The organism is Planctellipticum variicoloris (genome assembly GCF_030622045.1).
GTDB lineage: Bacteria > Planctomycetota > Planctomycetia > Planctomycetales > Planctomycetaceae > Planctellipticum > Planctellipticum variicoloris.
In genome coordinates this window covers 2,704,433-2,719,975 of record NZ_CP130886.1, presented here as the reverse complement: position 1 = coordinate 2,719,975, position 15,543 = coordinate 2,704,433, and the positions used below count along the sequence as shown (strand labels likewise).

Here is a 15,543-nt window from a genome sequence, read left to right as displayed (position 1 = left end):
ACGCCGGACTCCGGCATCCGGATCTCATTCCACAGCGGCGAACCGACCGATGGTGAAAACGGCGGAACCGCAGAAATCCCCAAGACTTTCGACGCGACTGCGCGAGATCACGCTTGACAGTCTGCGGAGACCGATCCAGAATTCCCTGATCGACGACTCGGGAGAAGTACCCATCCGGCAAACTCTCCCGCAGGCCGTCGATGATTCCTTTCGTTCCGCAACCATTCACGACGGCACGCCCGGTTTCCGAGCGACGTTCCAGAACCCCCGGACGCCACTTCAGAAGGCGTACCTTGAAAAGGTGAAGTCATGTCTGCCGGACAGCACCGCCGCCTCGACATCGAAGAAGTCGCCGACGTCACTGTCGCCAAGTTCCTCGACAAGAAGATTCTCGACGAAACCAACATCCAGATCATCGGCAACGAGATGTTCGGTCTTGTTGACGAAGACGGTCGCAAGAAGATCGTTCTCGACTTCACCAACGTCGAATACCTCTCCAGCGCCGCGCTCGGCAAGCTGATCACCATGGACAAAAAGGTGAAGGCGGCCAAGGGCAAGCTGCGGCTGTGCGCCATCCGGCCGGAAATCTACGAGGTCTTCGAGATCACGCGTCTCAACAAGATCTTCGACATCCGCAAGACCCAGGACGAAGCCCTCGAAGGCTTCTGACGAACGCGGCTCCCGGGCCTGCGCGGTCGGCGCGAGCCCGATTCACGGCACTCCGTTCTCCCCATTGCGGACGTCATGGCCAGCCAGGAACACTTCGAAATCCGCATCCCGAGCGATACGGCAGAAGGGCTGGCCGTGCAGGAGCGGATTATCGCGCGCATGGAAGAGCACGGCTTCCCGCCGCGCGACTGTTTCGGGATGCGGCTGGCGCTCGAAGAGGCCCTGGTCAACGCGATCAAGCACGGCAACGGGCTAGATCCCGCCAAGCAGGTCCGAGTCTGCTGCGATCTGTCGGACGAATCCGTCCGGGTCGAGATCGAAGACGAGGGGCCGGGCTTCAATCCGGACGACATTCCCGATCCGACCGAGGAAGAATTCCTCGAACGCCCGGGAGGCCGGGGGATCATGCTGATGCGGCACTACATGAGCCACATCGCCTACAACGATCGCGGCAACATGATCACGATCGAGAAGGTCCGCGGCCCGGCGCCGTCGGCGTCCTGATCCCGGTCACTCAACGCTGACCGCCTGATGCCGCAGACTTGCATGCGAATTGTGCGGCGCTGAGCGCCTGCTCGCAGATCGGCGCAAAACTTCTCGATTTCCTGAGCCGATCCCCCCAATGCCGCGTTCGTCGATATGAATTGACACCTTCGGCGAAAGCCTCTCCGCTTCCACGGCCCCAATCCTCGGCCACGCGGCCTCGCGCTCGGGACTGCAGACTCCCATGAACCGTTCCGATCCGATCATTCCCGATGATCTCCCTACGGGCCGCGCGCCTCACGACGAGGCATCGACCTCTGCCGATTCGACGCGCACTCCCAGCCCGACGGAGATTTCCGCGGAGGATTCCGCACCTCAAGAGATTCCGACGCCGTCGGCGTCAGACATCGAGATTGCCCGACCTTCCGACTCCCCAATGGGTTCGTCGCCCCGGAAGAGTGCCGACTGGCTCAGCGACCCGGTCACCCTCCACATGGGAACGGCGTCCCCGCTGCTGCACGTCAATCAGACGGTCGACGAAGCGATCGCAGTCGTCCGAACCAGTTCCGATGTCGGCCGGATCGTCTACTTTTACGTCATCGACGAGGAACGCCGCCTGGCGGGGGTCGTTGCCACCCGGAAACTGCTGCTGAGCCAGCCGTGGACGCCGATTCGGGAGATCATGGCATCGAAGACGACAGCCATTCCTGCGAATTCGACGGTGCTGCAGGCGTGCGAGTACTTCGCCGAACATAAGCTGCTGGCGTTTCCGATTGTGGACGAGGAGCGTCGCGTGGTCGGCGCCGTCGACGTGGGACTGTACACCGACGAAATTCAGGAGATCGACCGCCGACAGGACGCCGACGACTTGTTTCAGTTGATCGGCATCCATCTCTCGGAAGCGGCCAAAGTCCGTGCAGGCCCGGCGTTTGCGGGTCGATTCCCCTGGCTGCTGTGCAATGTCGCGGGGGGCATGCTCTCCGCGCTCATCGCAGATGCCTATCAGGACATTTCGACGCTCGCCGTAGTCGCCCCGTTTATTGCGCTCGTAACGGCCCTGGCCGAGAGCGTGAGCATCCAGTCGGTGGGCCTGGCGCTTCAGGCACTGCATTCCCAACCGCCTCGCTGGACATCGTTCCTGCGCAAACTCCAGCTCGAACTCACGGTCGGCCTGCTGCTGGGAGGCGCGTGCGGACTCGTCGTCGGACTGGTGGCGCTGCTCTGGAAGGGGAGCCTGGTCGTGGCCGCGAGCCTGTTTCTCGGGATTACGGGCGGAGTGTTTGCCTCGGCGGGAGTCGGTCTCAGTCTGCCGTTCCTGATGCGGCTTTGCCGGCGCGATCCCCAACTGGCCTCGGGGCCGATTGCGCTGGCACTGGCTGACGTCGTCACGCTGCTGTGCTATTTCAATCTCGGGCGGTGGCTGCTGGGTTGAGCCGGGGCGTGGTTAGTGGTGGTTGGTGGTTGGACTCTGAATCTCAGCGAGCGCCTGCGCGGCTGCAATCCGAAACAACTTGGCCCGTGCCCCGTTCAGCGAGATGGCTGGGCGGCCTTTTCTTGCGGTGGCTCGAAATCGGCGAAGACGTTATCGCGTTCGAGCGAGAGCTGAAATGCGTCTGAGACCTTCGTCATGAACTGACAGCGAGCGATCCACCAGATCAAATCGAGCGTCCGCGCCTCGCCGTGGGTGGCGAGCACCGGCTTCAGATCCTCGTCGGTCACCGACGCGGGATCTGCCGTCAGCCGGGCGGCGAGCGCAAAAGCCGTCCGCTCGGCTGGGGCAAAGGCCTCCCAGCGGGATTCCGCCATCTGGCGGGTGCGGCCGGCGATCTGCTCGGCATTCAGTCCGCCGACCTCCAGCAGCATTTCGCAGTGGCCCATGCAGTAGAAACAGCGCAGCTCGCGGGTCACCGCCCAGAAGACGCTCTCCTCGAAGACACGGTCCTGATGGGCTTCCCGGCCGAACACTCGCAGGCACTTGATCCAGGCGGGGCCCAGTTCCGGCTGTCGACCGATGACGAGCCGGCTCCAGCGGATGCGGAGCGGTTTGTCGGGGTTGTAGAGCCCCTGCGGCAGGCGAGAAATCACCTCCGACCATTCCGGAATGGCAATGCGGGGCTGACGATCCCGCTGCGCGGAGAGCCGTTCCTGCAGTTTGGCGAACGAGTAGTCGGACCAGTCGGGCGCCGCGACCGCAGAACCCTCCGGGCTTTCCGGCAAAGCTGGCCGGTCGGCCGCGGGAGTCAATGATCCTCCGGAAGTCGACTGAGCAAAAGCGATCTTCAGCGGCCGCAGCGGTCCCTCGGGTTCGAGCGGAAGCGCCAGCGCATGGACCAACCGGTCCTGGAAGTTCGCGTAGGCTGTCAGCAGCACAATCCCCACAAGCCGATCTTCGCCGTACGCGTTCCGGATCTGCTCGACCTGGGAATCGGTGAGATCGCGACCGGCTCGGGAGAGTTGGGCGGCGAATTCGTACAGTCGACGGTCCGCTTCGACCAGAGAATCCAGGCATCCGCGCGTCAGACTTTCGATTTCCGCGGTTGACACGCCGGCATAGCGCAACTCCATACCGGCATAGGTCAACCCGTACCCGCTGCGATTGACTGTCGCGGCGGCCAGACGGATAAGACCGCGTTCTCGCGGAGAGAATTGGGGTGTTGTCCGATAGAGCTGGTCGAGTTCGAGGATCGCCGCCACGGTGTGCGGCAGATGTCGCGCGAGGGCCCTCGCCCAGTGCGGCAATGGCTGGCCGCTGCCGGTTGTCGCCGACGGGAGCAGCTTCCAGGCTTCCTCGTTGTCGACGAGCGGGAACCGCGGACGATCGTAGAAGCGAGGGGCCGAGCTCTGATCGGGGGCGGCTGGCTGCTGGTCGAGGAGCGTCATCAGCAGCGCCTGTTCCATTTCCCCCGGCTTGAAACCGAAGGGGCCGCGACCGCTCTTGAAGGTCACCTTTCCATGTCGATCGATGACGTAGAGCCGGGCCGGCATGCCGCTATAGGCGTGGCCGGCAGCGTCGTCGACCGTGTCGACGACCACGGGGATCGAGGGTTTCAGCCGCTTGCAATACTGACCCGCCACGGAAACGCGTTCGGCAAGGGTCGTCGGCTGAGCGACTTCCACGCCGACCTTATCGTTGGAGCTCATCCGCCAGCCGTCGGTGGGGTGCGCCTCGCGCACGTAAACACCAATGAACGTGGCCTCGTTCTGATAGCGTCGGGCGATTTCGTCGACTTCGGGATACATCGAACGGAACGGGCCGCACGTGAAGTTGCCGAAGACCAGCACGACCGGTTTGCTGCCGAAGAGCTTTGAAAGCTGAATCGTCTGCTGTTCGTCGTGCGTCTGCAGCGTGAAGTCCGGGGCCTGGTCGCCGATCGAGGGGCCTTCGTGCATGGAGCCGACTTCGCCCGAGAAGAGTCCCTTCAGCAGAATTTCCGGAGTCGGGCCGTCGCCGGGGAGGAAATTCGAGGACATTCCCGCCAGCCAGTGGTCGCGCAGTTCGCCGGCCGTCAGGACTTCCCGGCCGTCCGCAGCCGCGTCGAAGAACTTGAGCCACTCGTCGCGGGAGAGGCGACCATCGCCGTCCGGGTCCATTTTGCGAAACAGTCGATTCGTGACGTAGGCGTGCTGCACCCAGGAATTGCGGTCGGACCAGTCGAGATCTTCTTGCGTGATGGCGCCGTCGCGATTGCGGTCCAACCGCGCGAACCAGGCGTCCGGACCGGAGAATTTCTCGCGAGGAAGGGGCTCCGCAGGGTCGGCGCCAGCCCGCTGGGCCAGCCAGTCCCAGGTGTAGCGGGCCTGAGCCGGGCCGAACCAGCCTTCGCCGGCTCCCATTCGCGATCCCTTCTGGATGGCGAGGTACATGCGGATCCCCTCGGGGGGAGTCCGGCCGGCATAGGCTGTTTCGATCTCCTCGACGGAGAAGTTCTGCAGCTCGGGGCTGAGGGGAAAGCTCGGTTCCGGAGTGGCAGGTTCATCCGCCGGGGCGGTTGAGCAGGAGAAGGTGATTGCCATCAGCAGGGCCTTCACAAGGGTCAGGGAGAGACGATGCATAGTCGTTTCCTTGAGCCGGCTGCACGAGCCGGCGATGTCTGCGGTCCGATCATCAGCGGAACATGTCGCGGAAAACTGTCAGAACGGGGCTGGTCCCGACGACATACGTCACGGTCTTCTCTGCGGGGGCGGCCTCGCCTGTCTGCAATGTGAGCTTGACCTTTGCAATCAGATTGGCGTCCACCGGCTCGTCCCCGTTGAGCACCTCAAAAGCGATCAGGCGGGCGCCTCCGGACCAGTCGAAATCCTGGACAACGATCTTTGGCGTCTCCTGCTGCAGCGAATCCGGGGTCGCGCCGGCCTGCCATTTCTCAAGAGTCGCCCGCAATGTCTCGCGGGCGACGTCGACTTTGACGGGAGGAGAGCTGCGGCCGTCTCCGCACCCCGACAGAGCGAGCGCCACGCTCGTCAACACCAACCAGGAAACTGCTCGCCAAGGATTGAGACTGGCAAAAGCTGTATTCATGGATGCTCCCTTCCGATTTCAGGCGCAGGCGCACGACTCGCGCCAGCGCCCGTGTGCAAGTCGTTTCTTAGAATTCGCCAACAGTTTCGCCACCGGCGCGCGAGCCAACGGCCCTCCAGAGCGGACGATCGATGTTTTCGCTGACGAAGCGGACCGAACCGTCGCAAAGCAGCAGGTGCACGCCGCCGATGTGCTGGCTGCTCGGCGGCATATTGGCCCGCAAGACGGTGAAAAAGCCGCACGACCGCGTGTTGGGCGTATCGATATGGAGGTACGTATGCTGGCCGTGGATCCACGGAGCGCCCATGAAGAGCGGAAACTGATTGGCCAGGTTGGTGATATCGACCGCGGCGCACATGCTGACGGCTTCGTCGGGCGTGGTCGGCGCCGCCGGGCTGAAGAACACGTCCGACCGCGGACTGACCAGTCCGTTGTTGCCGTCCGTCAGCAATCGCTCGCTGAAGGCCGCGGTATTGGAGGTGCCATCCGTAATGTCGCCGATGCGAACCTTGCTCTGATAGAACAGGACGCCGGTTTGCGGCGGAAAACCGGTATTGGGGCCGGTTGGATCCTGCCAGATCACGCCGGTCCCTTTGTTCGCCATATAGTTGATTCCTCCCCCCTGAGCGGAAAGCGTGTTCGGTCCGTCGCTGGGACAGCGGAAGACGGTCAGTTCGGTCATGCGGGCGGGAGTATTGGCAGGATCGTTCTGCGGGACGCTGAAGTTGATGAGGTTGTAGAGCGGGGCCTGATCGAGGTAGGGCAGGATCTGGCTGACCGCCGAGAAGCCTTTGGCGCTCGACTCCTGCGCATAGGGAAAGCAGCGGAAGCTGTCGTGATAGCTGTGCAGCGCGAGTCCAATCTGCTTGAGATTGTTTTTGCACTGCGTCCGGCGGGCGGCCTCGCGGGCCTGCTGGACTGCCGGCAGCAGGAGGGCGATCAGGATGGCGATGATCGCGATCACCACCAGCAGTTCGATCAGAGTGAAGCCGGAGCGGCGCAATCGCGTCATGATGAATACCTCGGGAATTGACTGATGACCGATGAGTTGTGATACCAGCCAAAGATGAACGAGGAGAACATTTCCGCCGGCGGCGGGATGCGCACGTCGATGATTTTCAACGACCAGTCGATTTTGCCGCATCCGCAGTCGGAGTCCCCGGCTGGTGATGGTGATTCAGCCAGTCGGCGACCACATCGAGTTCTTCGGCTTCCAGGAATCCATTGTCATTGACGTCGAGCTTCTCAAAGTGCGGCAAGAGGATTCCCACCGTTTCGTTCTTCGCAAGTTTCCCATCCTTGTTCCGGTCTCCGGCGAGCATTCGCGCTGTAAATTCTTCCGCATCCCAGTAGCCGGCTCCTTCGCCGCGCGCTCCGCCCCCGTCGATGTCCCGTTCGCGATGCAGCACGTATTCCTGTCGCACCGCATGGCAGCTTTCCTCGCCGACGCAGGCGAAATAGGTAACCGACAGCCGCAGCGGCTGGCCTTTCGGCCAGGCGGCGACGTTCAGCAGGAACTCGCGCGGGTCGCAATCGCTCGTCGCGGCGACTTCCGCTGCAGTCGCTGCCGCGGGATCGAGTTTCAGGCCGTCGGCCGCTTCGATCTTGAACGAAAGCGGCTTCGTCAGATTGTTCCACTTGGCTTTTTGAAACGGATCGAGGTGGAATCCGAGATAGAGTTGTCCCCGGCCGGACTTCAGCAAGTCCGCGTCGGCTTCCGCCCGGAGCTTCGCGAAGAAGGGCATTCCGTCGGACTCGATCTTCGGTTCCATGGCAACGGGCATCATCTGCGGTCGGGCGAGGCGGGGGACGACGCCGCGCGCCGCCGGGGCTTTCAGCGGCAGCCCCCGTTCGAGCCGCAACTCTTCGACTGTGGTGACATGTTCGACCGGGCCGACCAGCTCTTCGAGATCCTTGCGGACCTGCCCCGGATGGCTCCAGGCCCGTTTGCGAACGACGATTCCTTCGGGATTCACGAGAAATTGTGAATTCGGGCGGTCACCCAGCGCTCGCTTGAGCCGGTTATCCATGGCATCGACGATCCAGGGGATCCTGGTTCCCAACTGTTTCTCGGCCTGCCGAGCGTGGGCCAGGCGTTCGTCGAGCGTGAAGGGCTGCACGTAATCTCCCGCCAGTTCGGGATGCGCGAGCGACTTGTAAATGAAATAGAACTTAACCCCTTTGGGACCGTAATCCTGATGGACGGCTTCGAGGCCGGCGATATTCCACATTGAAGGCGGGCATGTCAGGCAGCCGAAGGTCAGCACCGTGTAGTGACTGCGAAGGCCCGCAGTCTCGAACGGCCTTCCGTCCGGCGAATGCACGGTGACATCGGGCAGGGGATCGCCGACCAGCGGTCTGGTTTTGAGAAATTCTTCCTCGCGCTCCTGCATTTTTTGAGCATGGAGGTTCTGAGCCGACAAGCCCAGAATCAGCGAGAAGGCCATCCATCGTTTGAAATTCATATTGGATTCTTTTCCGAATCGTTTGAGTGAAGACGATGGGAAGCGGTTCCTGGGCGAACTGCAATCAAAGAATGGCGTGGAACACGGTTAGAACAGGGTCCGTTCCGACGACGTACGTAACCTTCTTCTTGACCGGATCGCTCGCGCCGGACGAAAGCGTGAGCTCGACTTCGCAGAACCAGTTGGCGTCTTCGGCCCGACCGTCGCCAACGAGCGAGAAGTCCTGCAGCGTTCTACCGTTCGTCCACTGCAATTCCTGCACGACGATTTCCGGCGTGGAAGTCCGCAACTCCTCGATGGTTCCGCCGGCTTTCCAGTGGTTCAACACGTCCACCAGCGTGGCTTTCGCCAGCTCGACGTTCACGGGTCTGGCGCGCTGCTCTCCGCACCCTGACAACACGACGGAGAACAAACTGAAGAGCAGCACCGACGCACCGCGAAGTGAAGCTGCGCCGGTCGAATCCCAGGCAGAAGCAATCATCGTAAGCACTTTCTCAGGCCGGGCCCATACACGAACGACTCATCGGGCCGGCTGTCCTGTAGATCGGAGACCATGCCAATGATGGCGAAACTAAAAGTCCCCGAGGACTTCTCCGCCGTTGCGTGTTCCGATTCCCCGCCAGATGACCGAATCGATGTTTTCGCTCGCGAACCGGACGGCCCCGTCGCTCATCAGCACGTGAACTCCTCCCGTATGCCGGCTATTCGCGACCATCGTCGCCAATCCTGCCGGCTGGAAGCCGCAGGATCGCGAATTGGGGCTGCTGATGTGCTGGTAGGCATGCTTTCCGTCGATCCAGGGGGCTCCCATGAACTGCGGGAACTGATTCGCCAGATTGTTTGTGTCGACGGCGGCACACATCTCCACGGCTTCGGCCTGCGTCGTCGGCGTGGCGCTGCTCAGATACGTGTCCGAGTTCGGCGTGCTGATGCCGTTCGAACCGTCTGTGACCATTCGTTCGCTGAAGGCCGCAGTCTGGCTGGAACCGTCCGTGATCTCGCCGATGTCGATCGAGCTGAGAACATAGATCACGCCATTGGCCGCAGGATCATTCCACGTCAGGCCGCTCCCTTTGTTGGGGCAGTAGTTGACAGCTCCGCCGGCGGTGGGCTGCGAGTTCGGCAGGTCAGATGGACAGCGGAACTGCGGCAATTCCAGCAGACGCGCGACGTTGTTGACGGGGTCCGTGTACGGCTTGGAGAAGTTGATCTGGGCAAAGAGAGGCGCCTGATCGAGCTGCGGGAGCAACTGGCTCAACGCCGAGTATTTGTTCCCCGTTCCGCCCATGGCAAAGGGAAAACATCGCCACGAGCTGTGATAGTTGTGCAGCGCGAGTCCAATCTGCTTGAGATTGTTTTTGCACTGCGTCCGGCGGGCGGCCTCGCGGGCCTGCTGGACTGCCGGCAGCAGGAGGGCGATCAGGATGGCGATGATCGCGATCACGACCAGCAGTTCGATCAGAGTGAAGCCGGAGCGGCGCAATCGCGTCATGGTGAGCACTTCATAGTCCGTAACAGAGCTGAGACAAATGAATTCGAAGATTCTGGAAGAGCCTGGTGCGACCTCGTGCGCGAGCAATCTCTGCCGCACCCCGCCCATCTACTCGCGGCTGGACAATCGGGCCGCTTCCGTGACACGGTCAAACAACGCGCTGATCGTCGTGAGATGGACCGTCTGCACGACATCCCGCGGTCCGGCCAGCTTCACTGCCTCGGCCACTTCGCGATCCGTCAGCACCACCGGCGACGTTCCCAGATTCCGGGCGACGGTGAACAACGCCCGATCGCGCGGCGTGAACTCGCTCCAGTCTCCATCGAGCGCAAAGACCAGATCATCCGACTGGCCCAGCTCGTTCAGACGCTGCTTCGCCCGGTCAGCGGCGTACCACGCGCGATCCTGGCGCGCGATGATCCAGGCCACTTGCGCTTTGAGCACAGGCGACAGATCGCCCCCTGTTTCCGCCATGCGAATCGAATTCGCCCGCTGCACGCCTTCCCGCGGAAAATTCGCCAGCAGCCGCACCCACCGCGGCAGCGGCCCGGCGGGCCAGTCCGCGGGGAGCGCGGCGCGAGCCGCCGCATCATCCACCAGCGGCAGCCGTTCCTGACGGTCCTTGCAGGCGGCCAGGATCTGCTCGACTTCGGCCCGCGATTCCAGCGGCGGTCGGCGGCTCACCGTCAGCCGGGTTGGCGCACCGGTCTGCGGATCCAGGGTCACCGCGGCGGTTTTCGAAACGACCGTCCGATATTTCTCGCCGGTGGGCGTCAGGTAGGTCCCACTGGGCAGCGATGCGTTCTCGTTCTGGCGCGAGTAGCCCCCTTCGTCCTTCCGTTGCGGGACGCCGACCCCTTCCTTCCAGCGATTGATCGTGTTATTTCCCGCGACCGACAGCGTCATCTCCAGGATCTGCAGGTCGGTGTAGTGTTTTCGCAGGGATTCAAAGTCCGCGTCAGAGATTTCCTGCGGTGCAAGCGACAGCTTGCGGGCATAGGCAAAGGCCGCCTGCTGGGCCGGCGGATGGCCCGACCAGTCGCCGTCGAGCGCGGCGATCTCGTCCTCGCTGAGTCCGGCGTTCAGCAGTTTGGACTCCTGGTGCCCGAGGCAGTACTGGCAGTTGTTGACGCGCGAGGCGATCCAGAAAAGCTGCGTCTTGAAGGCGTAGTCCAGCGACATCGCCGGCTCCTGCTCCCGCCCGCCGCCGAATCCGCCGCGCGGCGCGCGTCCGGGAGTCCCCGGTCCGCCCGCCCCACCCGGGCGACGTGCGCCGCCGCCCGATGCTATGTCCTTCAGATAGTAGTATCGCAGCGCGGATTCATAGCTGACGGCCTGATCTCCCAGCTCCTGCCGGTCGGCGTCGGTCGGTTCCGGGAGCGGAATCCGCGGGACGCGAATCTTCACATCCTCGATGAGCTGCTTCAGTTCCGGTCGCGTCAGCGGAATCGGACGCGGCCGATCTGCGGGCGATTCGGCCCGCGAGAGACTGCTGACCAGCAGGCAGATCCCGATGATCGTTAAAGGAGCAAAAGCACTTCTCACAGTAGAACCCTCCGCGTCCATACGTTGCGTCTGCATCTGGGACTCAGAACTCACTCCGACGGCCAGGGATCGCTTCAGCGACCCGCCACCTCCGCCGTTCCGCCTTCCAGCGGCAGGCGCAGAGCTTCGGTGTAGCGATCGAAGGCGTTCGCATCGCAAGTTAACTGGATGATTTCCGCGATCTCGTAATCCGAGAAATGCTCTTTCAGACGGGCGACATCCGCATCGACGATCGTGTGCGGCGCCGAGGTCAGTTTCCGGGCAAACCGCAGCGCTTCCGCGTGACCGGGCTGACTGGCGGACTTTTCGAGCGCCGCGAAACTCGCCAATGCGGCTTGGTCGCCGCCGAGCGCCAGAAAGCGAGCCTGCGCGTGCCCTGCCGCGTACCAGGCGCGGTTTTCCCGTGCGGAAACCCAGGCGATCATCGCTCTCAGGAGGGAGTCGGTTTTGCCATCTCGCACCATGGCCTGCCGTTGTCGCCAGGCATCCAGCGCGACCGGCATGTCGGCAATCGCCTGCAACCAGACAGGGGGTGTCACGCCGGGAGTGTCGGCCGCGAGGACCTTGCGAGCGGCGTCGATCGACGGCAACTCGACCAGAGGCGTCCGAGACTGCGCCGCAGTCAGCGCCGCCAGCGCCTGGTCCATCGGCTCCCATTCCGGCCGCGGCTGCACGTCGTCGGGAGCGACTTTCGAGGGAACTTCTGCAAATTCTGCGGAGGTCGGCGTGTCGAGCTGCGAATGCTCTTCGCCGCCGAACGACTGGTCCTGCGGAATTCCGGTCGAAGCCGTCCAGCGATTCACCGCGTTGTAGCGCGCCACGGTGTAGGCGATGTCAATGATCTGCTTGTCGCTGAAGTGGAGCTTCAGCCCGGCAATGTCGGCTTCGCCCACATCCTGCGGCGTCATCGTGAGCTTGTGCGTGAACGCCAATGCGGCCCGCTCGGCGTTGGGAAACACCTCCCACTTCGAGTCGAGCGCGGCAATCTGGTCGTCCGTCATCCCGACCCGGCGCAGCTTGAGCTCCTGGTGCCCGAGGCAGTACTGGCAATCGTTTCCGCGCGAGACGATCCAGAAGAGTCGCGTTTTGAATCCGTAATCCGGACTTGCCTGCAGGGCGTTGAGCAGCGCGGTCGTATTGGCTGGACGCGGGCGATTCGTGCTGCCGCCCCATCCCGGCACGACAAAGCTCTGCCACGACGGCGGCAGGTAGATTGACCGCAGTCGCCCGTTGTTGACGAGCGATCGTCCCGACGCGATCTCTTCGGGGGTCGGCGCAGGCAGGGGCAGCCGCGCCGTGCGATTCTTGAGCGCCTGAATCCGCTGTTTCATTTCAGGGCGAGTCAGCGCGGGCTTCGACGGAGCGGGTTCTTCCGCGACGGCGATCGTGACACAGACGCCGCTGACAATCAGCCACTGAAGGATCGTCCGAGTTCGCTGGAAAATCATGCTTAGCGCTCTCTGCAGTGAGTTGAGGGGGAATCGCGCCTGCGAATCCGACGGGCAGGCGACGTGCTATTGCGGGAAGATGGTGATGACGGGTGATGTGCCGACGATGTAAATGGTTTCTGTTTTTGAGACTTTGCCCTTCGAGTCCCGGAGCTGGCAGGCCACTGGAATGTAGAGGTTGGTCCCGTCCGACCGTTCGTCGGCGGACTTGATCTCGAACGAAACCAGCGTCTGGCCGGCATTCCAGGAGGCGTCGCCGACGATGATCTCCGGCGCGAGCTCCTCCGGATGCTTTCCGTCCGCCCAGGCCTTCAGGGCCTCGTTGAGCGAGGCGCGAGCCAGGTCGGCATCCAGCTTCAAGTCACGCGCGGTCCTGCTGCATCCGCCGAGCATCAGAGGGAGCGCGATTGCGTAGACCAACAGTCTCCGAAACGACAGCATCGAACGATTCCTGACTGAAAACGGCCACTCTCAGTGTGCGGGGCTGGCGCCCGGCGCGCACGCATCGCTGAGTAGAAACCACCGGCGGCGAACGGCCGCCGGGGTACGCGGTTGGCCCGACGAATGCCGTTAGAATTCGCCGAGAACCTCGGAACCGGCGACGCTGCCGAGAGACCGCCAGATTTTGAGGTCCAGATTCTCGGAAATAAATCGCACGGAGCCATCGCAGAGCAACATGTGGACGCCGCCGGTATGTTGACTGTTGGCGGTCGTCGAGATCCGGCCCGGAGGATACATGCACGACCTGCCGTTCGGCGGCAGGACGTGGTTGTACTGGTTCGTGGAGTGGTACTGCTGCAGCCACGGGGCTCCCACGTTCGAGTAGCCCTGCTTCGACAAATCGGCCGGGTCCATCGCATTGCACTGCTGCAAGGCTTCGTCCGGGGTGGTCGGATAGGTTCCCGGCTGGAAGGTATCCGTCCGCGGGCTCGAAACGCCATTCGAGCCGTCGCCGGTCATCTTCTCGGCCATCGCCGCGGTGTTGCTCAAACCATCGGTGACATCGCGGAAGGCGATCTTGCGCGTGTGGTAGATGACGCCATTGGCGGCCGGCTGGCCGGTCAGCCCCGAGTCGTACATGACGATGCCATTGCCGGCGTTCCAGTAATAGTTGTTCCGTCCTCCCAGCGTGGACGGGAGTCCGTCCGTGTTGGAGGGACAGAGGAATGCCGGCACCTGAATCACGCGCACGGGGTCGTTGTTGACGTGATTGTAGGGAACATTGAAGTTCACCAGGTTGAACAGAGGAGCCTGATCCATTCCGGGGAGCAGGCGGGCGTGGGCGGAGATCGGCGTCGACGACCCGTTGACGTCGGCGATCGGAATGCAGCCGTAGTTGTCGTGATAGTTGTGAATCGCCAGGCCCAATTGCTTCAGGTTATTCCGGCACTGCGTCCGACGGGCCGCTTCGCGGGCCTGCTGGACTGCGGGCAGCAGCAACGCAATCAGGATGGCGATGATCGCAATCACCACCAGCAGTTCGATCAGAGTAAAACCGGAGCGGCGGGAACGAGTCATGATGAGCACCTCGAAGCAAGGAAAAACCAGGAATGAAGAAACGTATGGAATGCGCGAAATCACAGAGAACTCAGGGAACAGCACCGCGCAGCGTCGCCTGGACGCAATGCGCAGTTCTCGGAATCGAAACCTCATGCCGCATGGCAGCGCACACCCGGCGAACCGGTGCGAATCCTCCGGTCCTTCAGCAACCGGCAGAGCGCGGCGTAATGCAGCCGCCAGAGATGGTCTGAGCAATCGCCGCGGAGAGGGGACTTCGCTATGAGCCGCCGACCCTTGAGGGCCTGCAGACATTGCGAAACGCACGCGGATCCGGTCGAGGATTGCGTTCCAGAGCAGATCGCAATCCTCGAAGCCCGGGCGCACCTCTCCCGCGGGGAGGCTAGAGAGACTGCGGAGGCCGCTCGAGCCGGTCACGCAGCAGCAGGAGACCAATTCCGGCATCGGCCACAGGGCCCTGCGGTGAGGTCTCGGAGATCAGCTCCGGATTGGTGCTGACGGGGAGCCAGCCTCGCTCCGTCGACGAAAACTGAAACACGGGGGCGGGCGGAATCTGCAGCGGAGCCTTGGACTTCGAACAACCCGGTCCCTGACACGGAAGCCGTTCGTGCGAACCCTGACCCAGCCGCCACGGACCAGCATCGTCGGCAGCATGGTGGAGGTAGTCGCCGCAGGACGCGAGCAGATCTCCAGCGCCGGTACTGACCGCTCCCAGCACCAGCACCGCCAGCCCGCACAGGCGCAGCAGCGCCCGTGGAGAGCCCGACAGCCGGGAGCAAGGAAGTACGAATCGCATGGACGATCTGTCCGAAGACATGGTGTGTACAGGACACTATCGGCCAAAGCTACGCGACGCGGACCGAGGAATCAACACAATTTTTTCAGAATTGTTGTCCAGCGCTCGCCAACGGCTCGGCGAACTCGAACTCGCTCCTTGGAGCCCGGGTGACTTCCTGGCGACGAATTCCCACGCTGCTCGGGGCTTCAATCCCCAGCCGCACGCGGCCTCCGTGCACTTCCAGCACGGTCACCGTGATCTGCTTGTCGCCGATTTCGATCCGTTCATTGGGCCGGCGGGTCAGGATCAACATCGTTACTTCCTCCTTGTGATCGCCGAGTGATCAAAGACTCCGGCACATTACCAACAGCACTTGGCGCGCCGTATCGCCAGATTCTCGCGAGAAACTCGCAACCGTCTGGTTTTCAAATGATTTACGAATTGCAACGCCCCTCGGTCTCCGAACGCAACATGGAGCATTTTGCGACACTACGTTCAATAAGTGGCAAGCATTCTGCCCAAGGGAACCCGTTGGAGCGTGACGAACGTGAGTTGCGGCGCGGCTGCTGGCTTCCGTACAGTGCCATTTCTGCTGCGGATTTCCGGTCGCGACGACACTCGACCAA

Annotated in this window: 15 protein-coding genes; 3 read left to right on the top strand and 12 right to left on the bottom strand. The window is 62.7% G+C overall.

Translation table 11 applies throughout. The annotated features are described in order from the left end of the window. Positions 1–309: 309 nt before the first annotated feature. The 3 genes from SH412_RS10625 (at position 310) to SH412_RS10615 (ending at position 2,584) form a co-directional block, all read left to right on the top strand. Entirely contained in the window at positions 310–669 is a 360-nt protein-coding gene (locus SH412_RS10625) for an STAS domain-containing protein (protein WP_336523491.1), read from the top strand. Between the two features lie 75 nt (positions 670–744). After that, entirely contained in the window at positions 745–1,173 is a 429-nt protein-coding gene (locus SH412_RS10620) for an ATP-binding protein (protein ID WP_336523490.1), read from the top strand. 415 nt (positions 1,174–1,588) lie between these two features. Continuing rightward, entirely contained in the window at positions 1,589–2,584 is a 996-nt protein-coding gene (locus SH412_RS10615) for a magnesium transporter (protein ID WP_336523489.1), read from the top strand. A gap of 95 nt (positions 2,585–2,679) precedes the next feature. Here SH412_RS10615 and SH412_RS10610 read toward each other — a convergent pair whose 3' ends face one another. From SH412_RS10610 to SH412_RS10555, 12 genes are all read right to left on the bottom strand, one after another. Beyond that, the gene (locus SH412_RS10610) at positions 2,680–5,205 is read right to left on the bottom strand and encodes a deiodinase family protein (protein WP_336523488.1); all 2,526 of its coding nucleotides are present in this window, start codon (positions 5,203–5,205) and stop codon (positions 2,680–2,682) included. Between the two features lie 52 nt (positions 5,206–5,257). Beyond that, the gene (locus SH412_RS10605; RefSeq protein WP_336523487.1) at positions 5,258–5,671 is read right to left on the bottom strand and encodes a hypothetical protein; all 414 of its coding nucleotides are present in this window, start codon (positions 5,669–5,671) and stop codon (positions 5,258–5,260) included. A 67-nt stretch (positions 5,672–5,738) separates the two neighbouring features. After that, a complete protein-coding gene (locus tag SH412_RS10600) occupies positions 5,739–6,683 on the bottom strand; it encodes a DUF1559 domain-containing protein (protein ID WP_336523486.1) in 945 nt (314 codons plus the stop codon). Positions 6,684–6,789: 106 nt separating this feature from the next. Further along, a complete protein-coding gene (locus SH412_RS10595; protein ID WP_336523485.1) occupies positions 6,790–8,136 on the bottom strand; it encodes a TlpA family protein disulfide reductase in 1,347 nt (448 codons plus the stop codon). Positions 8,137–8,200: 64 nt separating this feature from the next. Further along, on the bottom strand, positions 8,201–8,617 hold the full coding sequence (locus SH412_RS10590) for a hypothetical protein (RefSeq protein ID WP_336523484.1): 417 nt from the start codon (positions 8,615–8,617) through the stop codon (positions 8,201–8,203). Between the two features lie 90 nt (positions 8,618–8,707). Beyond that, positions 8,708–9,628, bottom strand: coding sequence for a DUF1559 domain-containing protein (locus SH412_RS10585; RefSeq protein ID WP_336523483.1), 921 nt, complete (start codon positions 9,626–9,628; stop codon positions 8,708–8,710). A gap of 108 nt (positions 9,629–9,736) precedes the next feature. Beyond that, positions 9,737–11,173: a carboxymuconolactone decarboxylase family protein gene (locus SH412_RS10580; protein WP_336523482.1), complete on the bottom strand. Its 1,437-nt coding sequence runs from the start codon at positions 11,171–11,173 to the stop codon at positions 9,737–9,739. 74 nt (positions 11,174–11,247) lie between these two features. Beyond that, the gene (locus SH412_RS10575) at positions 11,248–12,621 is read right to left on the bottom strand and encodes a carboxymuconolactone decarboxylase family protein (RefSeq protein WP_336523481.1); all 1,374 of its coding nucleotides are present in this window, start codon (positions 12,619–12,621) and stop codon (positions 11,248–11,250) included. Positions 12,622–12,687: 66 nt separating this feature from the next. Further along, a complete protein-coding gene (locus SH412_RS10570; RefSeq protein ID WP_336523480.1) occupies positions 12,688–13,062 on the bottom strand; it encodes a hypothetical protein in 375 nt (124 codons plus the stop codon). A gap of 129 nt (positions 13,063–13,191) precedes the next feature. After that, a complete protein-coding gene (locus SH412_RS10565) occupies positions 13,192–14,139 on the bottom strand; it encodes a DUF1559 domain-containing protein (RefSeq protein ID WP_336523479.1) in 948 nt (315 codons plus the stop codon). Positions 14,140–14,521: 382 nt separating this feature from the next. Continuing rightward, complete coding sequence (locus SH412_RS10560) at positions 14,522–14,935, bottom strand: hypothetical protein (protein WP_336523478.1); 414 nt, start codon at positions 14,933–14,935, stop codon at positions 14,522–14,524. Positions 14,936–15,020: 85 nt separating this feature from the next. After that, positions 15,021–15,230, bottom strand: a complete 210-nt coding sequence (locus tag SH412_RS10555; protein WP_336523477.1) for a carbon storage regulator — start codon at positions 15,228–15,230, stop codon at positions 15,021–15,023. Between the last annotated feature and the right edge of the window lie 313 nt (positions 15,231–15,543).

What these genes read in the sequence shown, in the direction of transcription:
- SH412_RS10610 (WP_336523488.1), bottom strand. Translation starts at nt 5,205, where the DNA reads ATGCATCGTCTCTCCCTGACCCTTGTGAAGGCCCTGCTGATGGCAATC.
- SH412_RS10590 (WP_336523484.1), bottom strand. Translation starts at nt 8,617, where the DNA reads ATGATTGCTTCTGCCTGGGATTCGACCGGCGCAGCTTCACTTCGCGGT.
- SH412_RS10615 (WP_336523489.1), top strand. Translation starts at nt 1,589, where the DNA reads ATGGGTTCGTCGCCCCGGAAGAGTGCCGACTGGCTCAGCGACCCGGTC.
- SH412_RS10605 (WP_336523487.1), bottom strand. Translation starts at nt 5,671, where the DNA reads ATGAATACAGCTTTTGCCAGTCTCAATCCTTGGCGAGCAGTTTCCTGG.
- SH412_RS10625 (WP_336523491.1), top strand. Translation starts at nt 310, where the DNA reads ATGTCTGCCGGACAGCACCGCCGCCTCGACATCGAAGAAGTCGCCGAC.
- SH412_RS10560 (WP_336523478.1), bottom strand. Translation starts at nt 14,935, where the DNA reads ATGCGATTCGTACTTCCTTGCTCCCGGCTGTCGGGCTCTCCACGGGCG.
- SH412_RS10585 (WP_336523483.1), bottom strand. Translation starts at nt 9,628, where the DNA reads ATGACGCGATTGCGCCGCTCCGGCTTCACTCTGATCGAACTGCTGGTC.
- SH412_RS10600 (WP_336523486.1), bottom strand. Translation starts at nt 6,683, where the DNA reads ATGACGCGATTGCGCCGCTCCGGCTTCACTCTGATCGAACTGCTGGTG.
- SH412_RS10595 (WP_336523485.1), bottom strand. Translation starts at nt 8,136, where the DNA reads ATGAATTTCAAACGATGGATGGCCTTCTCGCTGATTCTGGGCTTGTCG.
- SH412_RS10565 (WP_336523479.1), bottom strand. Translation starts at nt 14,139, where the DNA reads ATGACTCGTTCCCGCCGCTCCGGTTTTACTCTGATCGAACTGCTGGTG.
- SH412_RS10570 (WP_336523480.1), bottom strand. Translation starts at nt 13,062, where the DNA reads ATGCTGTCGTTTCGGAGACTGTTGGTCTACGCAATCGCGCTCCCTCTG.
- SH412_RS10555 (WP_336523477.1), bottom strand. Translation starts at nt 15,230, where the DNA reads ATGTTGATCCTGACCCGCCGGCCCAATGAACGGATCGAAATCGGCGAC.
- SH412_RS10620 (WP_336523490.1), top strand. Translation starts at nt 745, where the DNA reads ATGGCCAGCCAGGAACACTTCGAAATCCGCATCCCGAGCGATACGGCA.
- SH412_RS10575 (WP_336523481.1), bottom strand. Translation starts at nt 12,621, where the DNA reads ATGATTTTCCAGCGAACTCGGACGATCCTTCAGTGGCTGATTGTCAGC.